The organism is Candidatus Ruminimicrobium bovinum, from assembly GCF_902760015.1.
Classification (GTDB): domain Bacteria; phylum Elusimicrobiota; class Endomicrobiia; order Endomicrobiales; family Endomicrobiaceae; genus Ruminimicrobium; species Ruminimicrobium bovinum.
Map to the genome: position 1 here is coordinate 1 of NZ_CACWEU010000264.1, position 6,037 is coordinate 6,037.

A 6,037-nucleotide genomic window follows, 5' to 3' on the forward strand; every position below is an offset into this window, starting at 1 on the left:
ATTGTACTTCCGACGAAGATATTTCGTCGGAAGTACCTGATTTAATTCACTCAGAAAACATTTATTTAGAGTTTAATAGATGGATATATGCTCAAATGAATCATGACTATCTATGGCGCAAAGATATGCCTGATTCATTATCTTGTGACTATGATTTGGCACCTGTTTCTTTCTTCAAAACTCTGTTATCACCCAAAGACCGTTTTTCATACTGTGAAACTAATAACTCATACAATCCGGACATAGAAGAATACAATTTGGGATATGAGTATCAGAAGTATGTATTATATAATGGTTCAGATTTTGTACAGGTACTTTTCGTTACTAACCCTGAATTAAAGAAAAAAGGTCTCAAAAGAGGGGATATTATAATTCCACAGAATAACAAAAATATAATAGTAAAGGGGAAATTGATTAATAGTACAATTCTGCCAATTGACACATTGGAGTCTGCACTTCCCTTTGATAATACTCAAACTGTTTATATTGATTCCATTTATGTTTACAACTCTCTTAAAATAGGGTATTTGTGTTACCTCAAATTTGAAGAAATCACAGATTTGGTCCCTGCTATAAAGAAATTTTACGATGCAAAAGTTGACGAATTAATACTTGACCTCCGTTATAATCCAGGTGGATATGTAAATACATGTAAATATCTCTCTAATTCAATTGTCAACGAAAGAGGATACGATGGGATTTTTCAGCAATGTACATATAACGATATTCTAACAAAAATAATGGAAGAAGAAACTGGGAGTGGCACAAGTGTAAATTATTTCACAACACCTGACAATGGATTAGGAATAATCGGGTCGCCTATGTATGGATTAAATCTCAAACGAGTATTTGTCTTAACTTCCAAGAATAGTGCTTCTGCCTCCGAGGCTGCTATAATAAGTATGCGACCATACATGGATGTTGTTATTATTGGAGAGCAAACATATGGTAAGGGTGTTGGGTCATGGACAATACGAGATAACAGATATAAATATCAACTTCAACCCATCACTATGCGATATCATAATGCGCTTATGGAAACGACACCTGATGATGGCATTGCTGTTGACTACTATATACCAGATGGCTTTTCCACATCAAAAAAGGAGTTAGGTGATACATCCGAACCTCTATTGGCGAAGGCTCTAAAGTTAATAACTGACACAGATAAAACATATACGAATAAAGTTAAAAGTAACTTTTATAATAATGACAAATCTTCTTTCGTGGAGGAGAATGGTCTACCTTCCTTTGCTAGGTTCAATCTACATTTCTTAAATACCAATGCTCCAATACCAAGAAAATGATTACCAGATTCGTTTAAACGAGTAAATATGAAACAGATTCCTATATCCTTTTTATGCAGGCTTTTTCTGCTAACATCATTTATTATATCGGTATCAACAATACGAGCGTATGATTGTGTAGTAGATGGTGTCTACTACAATTTGTTGGAAGATGGAGCAGAAGTCGTTAAAGGGAATATTGACTATTCTGGGTCTGTTTTTATTCCAGATAGTATTATCTATGAAGAAAAAAAATATAGGGTTAATGGTATTGGAAAATCAGCTTTTGCAGATTGTAAAGAATTAGTTGAAGTTTTACTTCAGGAAAGAAAACAAGAAGGAAAACCAAGGAAAAGCGCCACCAGCACCAACTTTTCTCCTTTCTTTGTTATTAAGGAAGATGCATTTAAAGGTTGTTCGAGGTTAACAGAACTAATAATTCCTGCTAAAGTAAGGTCTATAGGCAAAGATGCCTTTGCTGATTGCTATAGTTTACTTGAAGTCAATATCCTTCAAAGTTATTATACTATATCTAGTGGCGGAGGTTATATTAAAGAAACTATCTATCAAGGGTTGGGTATTATTGGTGAGGGAGCATTTAGATATTGTACAAGTTTATCAAAGATTTCTTTTCCTAACTCATTATCTATTATAGGGGAAAATGCATTTCAGGGATGTTCTGACTTGGTTTCAATAAAATTACCTTCTAATATTAAGAGCATTGGAACTGAAGCCTTTTCTGGTTGTAGTGGTATGACTTCTTTTGAGATATCTGATAATTTTACGATCATCGGAAGTAGAATATTATACGGATGCAATAATCTCAAAGTTATTAATTCTACTATAAAAGAACCAAATCCTATCTCAAAAGATGTATTCGATGGTATTTCCGATGAAGCCGTCTTATATGTCCCTACTGGGACTACAACAGTTTATAAGGAAACGGAAGGATGGAATTCTATTAATACCATTCTTGATGGATTCTTTACTGGGGATATCTTCAGTGGCAATTCCATTGAAGGAATAAATATAAATTTTAGGGTAATAAACAAAGATAAAAAAACAGCAGAAGTTTATGGAACATATCGTGGCGCAGGAACTGGACCTGGAGGAGTATATTATCCTACTGAAAAATGTGATCCTGCCGTACCTTCTAATACTGTTGGTAATCTAACAATTCCGCAAACCATATTGGGGCTCACCATTACAGGAGTTGGTGCAAATGCATTCCGTAGTTGCAGTGGTCTATCCTCAGTGGTCATTCCCAGCGGTGTCACATACATCGGCGGTAGTGCTTTCTGTGGTTGCAGCAGCCTAACAGATTTGTATTGCTATGCAAAAGAGGTTCCCCAAATAGACTTCAATGTCTCCGATATCACTATTAATACTATTACACTCCATGTGCCAACAGTCTCTGTGGATGCATATAAGGCTGCCGAGCCATGGAAGTATTTTAAGGAAATCGTGGCTATCGTAGAGGCTAAACAAGGTGACGCCAATGGCGATGGAATGGTGAATGCTGCCGATATTGTAGAAGTTATAAACTACATCATGGGTATTTCGTCGGATAAGTTCAGTGATACATCTGCAGATATAAACGGTGACGGCGTGGTGAATGCTGCAGATATTGTACAAATAGTAAACATTGTTTTAGAATAAGAAGAAATGGAAGAGAATAAACTATTTCATAACAGGTACTTTTTAGAGAGGTTACTTGGTAGAGGTAATTTTTCTGAAGTTTGGCTTGCTAAAGATAACAAAACAGATATTCAGGTGGCCTTGAAAATATATGCTCCTGCAACAGGCTTGGATGACACTGGCTTAAACGTTTTTGCAAGAGAATTTGCTCTTGTAGTAAATGCAAACCACAAGAATCTTTTAAAACCATTGTATTACGATTCATATGAGAGAAAGCCATACCTCGTTCTTCCATATTGCAAAAATGGAAGCATCATGAAACATATTGGTCAGTTCAGCGAGAAACAGACTTGGTGTATGCTTAGAGATATAGCAAGCGGGTTGTCCTGGTTACACAATCTCACACCACCCATCATACACCAAGATATTAAGCCTGACAACATCATGATTGGAGATAATGACAATTATCTTATTTCTGATTTTGGAGTAAGTACTCATCTAAAATCGACATTAAGGAAGAGTATTAGTTCTGCATTCAGTTCTGCAGGGACAATCGCATATATGGCACCAGAAAGATTCAGTGAAGACAATACTCCGATTATGGCTAATGACATATATTCATTAGGGGCTACAGCATATGAAATGCTAACAGGTGATACACCATTTGGCGACGAAGGTGGCTTACTTCAGAAAAGGGGTGCAGATATACCTACTCCCAAAGGGAACTATTCTAATCAATTAAAAACGGTCATTAAACTATGCCTTAGTGAGAAACCATGGGAAAGGCCAACTGCAGAGCAGTTGGTAAAATATACAGAAATGGCATTGTCTGGGAAGAAAATAGTATTTCATAGTTTGAAGAAGAGAAAGTCGTTTTTTTCTAAAATTGGGATAATATCCATAATTGTAATGATTGTCACCATTGGTGGAACTATTATGATGTTGTGGAATCGTCCTAAACAAGAGGAACCAAGATCGGAGGATTCTATTGTGTCGAGCAATAATGTCGATACAGTTGATTTGACGATTGTCAAAGACTCAGAAATAACAGAGGAAACGGCTTATGATTCTCTATTTAATCTTGGTATTATACAGCAAGAGGAGATGAATATTCTTGCCCAAAATAATGCTATTGCCTTATTTAAAGAAGCAATGCAAAATTGTGCTTCCGAAGACAAAAAACAATTATGTGAGCAACATATTAAAATAAGTCAAAGTATTATTTCAAAATTGTCTACAAATCAGCAACAGAAAACCTCTATACGAAATGAGATGAAAGAGATACCTGTTGAAGAGGAAATAGAAAAAAAAGACAATCCACAAATACCTGTTCCTGAAATTGAACTGAGGTTAAACACCTCGACTCTAAAATTTAAGGGAAAAACAGAAAAAACACAATCAGTTTCTGTTATATGTAATTCTTCAGAATGGCAGGTTTCAAGTTCCCCGGATTGGGTTAAATATTCGATTCATGATAATACCATTACCATCAGAGTTGATAAGAATACGACAAAAGAAGAACGTACAGGAACAATGATAATTAGATGTGGAGAAAAAAGGACTACATTAAAAATTGTTCAAGCAAGAATAAAAGCATTAGGAATACTTTAAAATTCATACAAACTATTAAAACAGATGATAGTCAACATGTAGCGTGGGTACACCCTATTAATTACCAACAGATGTAGTGTTTTTGTGAAAAGCATCATTTGTTTTTACAAACCACTTCCAACAAGGTAGACGATACGAGACATTAGACGGAATCCATCCAATTGCGAAAGACCATCAGACAATCGCCGATAAATTAATTACCTGTCTAGCCCAAATACAATGACCATATCAAATGATATATAATAGAAATTGAAAAATATGAGAAGATTATTAGTTGTTCTGTTTTTTATCATTGGGCTGCCAAGTGTGGGGCTTGCCCTTAACTTTACACAGACAGATAAGGCACAAAATTATCTGCGGGAGGCTCAGCATTATAACGAGCAGGCAGAAAAATATGAGCGTGAGGCTGAGCAGTTGACAAAGAAAGCCAACAACTATACACGTCAGGCCGATAGTTATGCAAAGAAGAAGGACTATAGACAGTCGCGACTTTATACTAAATGGGCTAACGAATCATTGTCGAAGGCACAACTTCGATTAAAATGGGCTAAAGAAGCACGTGACAAAGCACGGCTGAGAATGAAGTGGGCCGAAGATGCAATGAAACGACAATAATAGTTAGGTTATGGCAGAATGTAATTTAAAGAAAGGCGACAGGATATACGAGTGTCGGTATCACGAAGTAACATTGGTAGAACTCGTTACTGATCCAGAGATGCTTGTACAAGGAAGTGATTCACACTATTGGCACTGGAAAGCAAAGGTGATAGAAACGAACTCCGGTAACGTGGTATCTGGAGAAATTGTCGAGTATGGCATCAGCGAGGAATCGCCACAATACGGGCCAAAATTATTTCGCAAGAATATGTACGAAGTAGGATATGAGAATGCAGAGCCTATATTGCCTCCTTTTGATATAGACAGTAATAAGGATATTGAAATTAAACGATATTTTATAACTGATGATGTAGAGATTTTAGAACATGTGTTTCATGGTCTTCAGGACATAAAAGAGCATGTAGAAATGTCGCTCTACCGTGATTATTCACGTGGAAAGGCAAATGAGCGAGACCCAAAGAAAACTTGTGAGATTCATGTTGGTGAGATGTGGATGCCATATCCGTGTTTTGATTCTGAGGATTTTGCTAATGAAGACAGGAATTATCAGAATTTTGTTTTTCGTAGACGTCCCATTATACAGGAAGATATGAGGAAACTTTCGGAACTACCATCGGGAAGCAATGAATGTCGGATTCATAAAAATATGCCCTCAGATATGTTGCCAATGGTTTATTACGTCGGTGATGGTAATATAATGATAGTGGCTATGTAAATGTATGTTGAATACGGACTCAATGAACAACCCGCCCCTTTACATCAATCGTGAAGAGGCGGGTTTCATAAGGGCCGCATAGGCGCTACGTTCTACTGTTCCAGTATCAAGGGCTGAAGGTCCTGATATTCCGATCGCGCATCGAACGATGGGCATTTCTTCGTCACCC

At 36.6% G+C, this 6,037-nt stretch carries 5 protein-coding genes; all 5 read left to right on the forward strand.

All coding sequences use genetic code 11. The annotated features are described in order from the left end of the window. The coding region (locus ACMUOV_RS08625; protein WP_413854745.1) for a S41 family peptidase at positions 1–1,307 on the forward strand (1,307 nt) is incomplete at its 5' end. A gap of 27 nt (positions 1,308–1,334) precedes the next feature. Continuing rightward, positions 1,335–2,945 carry a leucine-rich repeat protein gene (locus ACMUOV_RS08630; protein ID WP_413854746.1) on the forward strand — a complete coding sequence of 537 codons (1,611 nt, stop codon included), beginning with the start codon at positions 1,335–1,337 and terminating at the stop codon, positions 2,943–2,945. Positions 2,946–2,951: 6 nt separating this feature from the next. Further along, complete coding sequence (locus ACMUOV_RS08635) at positions 2,952–4,535, forward strand: protein kinase domain-containing protein (protein ID WP_413854748.1); 1,584 nt, start codon at positions 2,952–2,954, stop codon at positions 4,533–4,535. Between the two features lie 258 nt (positions 4,536–4,793). After that, positions 4,794–5,150, forward strand: a complete 357-nt coding sequence (locus ACMUOV_RS08640) for a hypothetical protein (RefSeq protein ID WP_413854749.1) — start codon at positions 4,794–4,796, stop codon at positions 5,148–5,150. A 10-nt stretch (positions 5,151–5,160) separates the two neighbouring features. Continuing rightward, on the forward strand, positions 5,161–5,868 hold the full coding sequence (locus tag ACMUOV_RS08645) for a hypothetical protein (RefSeq protein WP_413854750.1): 708 nt from the start codon (positions 5,161–5,163) through the stop codon (positions 5,866–5,868). Positions 5,869–6,037: the final 169 nt, after the last annotated feature.